Annotated in this window: 1 protein-coding gene; it reads right to left on the reverse strand. The window is 64.9% G+C overall.

Annotated features, from left to right (window positions below):
- Nucleotides 1–1673: type VI secretion system Vgr family protein (locus HZR81_RS23460; RefSeq protein WP_500129384.1), on the reverse strand; the 1673-nt coding region annotated here is incomplete at both ends.

Here is a 1673-nt window from a genome sequence, read left to right on the forward strand (position 1 = left end):
CGGCGTGGGTGGTGCGGTGTTCTTCGGCGCAGAATTCGCTATAGCTGTTGGCCTCGACCGTGTCGTGGCGTTCGTGGCCGACGCGGATCTTCTGGTCGTGCTCGATGTTCTCGTCCCAGTCGCGCTGGGCGTGGAGGTAGATCTGTTCGGCACCCTTGCGGTCTTCGATGCGCAGTTCGTTGTAGCCGCCACCGCCCGGGCTGCTCAGGGTCTTGAACACCGTGCGGGTCTTGTTGGCCGGCAGGTCGTAGGGGACCTGGTGCTCCTTGTGGTACAGGCAGCCGGTCACCAGCGGCTGGTCGGGATCGCCTTCGAGGAAGGCCACCAGCACTTCCATGCCGACCCGCGGGATCGCAATACCGCCATAGCGGTCGCCAGCCCAGCTGGAGGAGACGCGCAGCCAGCAGCTGGTCTTGTCATCGACCTGGCCGTGGCGATCCCAGTGAAATTGGACCTTCACCCGTCCGTACTCGTCGCAGTGGATCTCTTCGCCGGCAGGGCCGGTGACCACGGCGGTCTGGCTGCCGAGCACCTTGGGCTTCGGATGGCGAAGGGTCGGACGGAAAAGGATGGCCCAGGGGGTGGCGCTGAAGTGGTTGCGGTAGCCTTGATGGAAGTCGGAGCTTGCAAGAGTCCCCTCGCCCCAGAGAGGAGAGGGAGCTCGCTCTGAACCGCCTGATAGGTTGGTGATGGACTCCTCCAACACCTGCGGCTGCTTGCCTTCATGCAGCACTTCGGTCAGCAGCCAGAGCTGGTTCCAGTCGCCGCGCGGGTGTTCGCCGAGCGGGAGGAAATGCCCACTCGCCAGCTGCGGCTGGTCGCTGTCGCCTTCGGCCAGTTCGTAATCGTGGCGGTGGCGTTCCAGGGCGCGTTGCGACAGGTGCTTGCCGCGGGCGCGCTCGGTGAAGCGGCCAGGGTAGTCGTAGTCTTCGAGATCCGGCTGGAAGTCGCTGTGGAACGCGGCCTCCATGGACAGGCGCGGCTTTTCGAAGTCGTAGTCGCGGCGCGTGACCCGGCTAGTACGGGTTTCCAGGCGCAGGCCGAAGCGCTTGATCACTGGCTGGTCGGCGACCAGACCGCTGTCCTGCTGATAGGCGGTGGCAGCGAGCCTCGGGAAGACCGTCTGGTCATCGCCGAATACCAGCACATGACCGGCTGTGCTGTGCTGGAAGTGATAATGGATGCCCTCTTCCTCACACAGGCGCTGGAGGAAGTGCAGGTCGGTCTCATCGTACTGCACGCAGTACTCGCGCGGCGGGTAGACCACCGGGCCGAGCCCGAAGCGGTAGGCATCGGCTTGGATACCATGCTCTTCGAGCACCTGGGCGATGATCTGCGGCACGCTGAGGTGCTGGAAGATGCGCTGGTTGGTGCGATGGGCGAGGTAGGCCAGCTGCGGCACGATCGTCAGCCGATAGCGGGTCAGGCGCTGGCCGAACTCACCCTGGGCGGCCTGATGCACCAGCCCGTGGATGCCGCTGCCATCCGGCGCGAAGGAAAGGAAAGCCGGGCGATGCAGCAGGCGTTCCAGATCCAGATCGGGGCGCTCGCTGACCAGTTCCAGGTCGAAGCGATAGGGCTGGCTGATGGCCTCGCGGCCTTGGAACTCGAGCACCTTGAAGTCGTGCTCGATGCCTTCGAGGGAAAGCGTGAAGTGGGCCTGGTTGGCTGGG

The sequence above is a fragment of the Pseudomonas sp. LM13 genome, assembly GCF_041381355.1.
GTDB lineage: Bacteria > Pseudomonadota > Gammaproteobacteria > Pseudomonadales > Pseudomonadaceae > Stutzerimonas > Stutzerimonas frequens.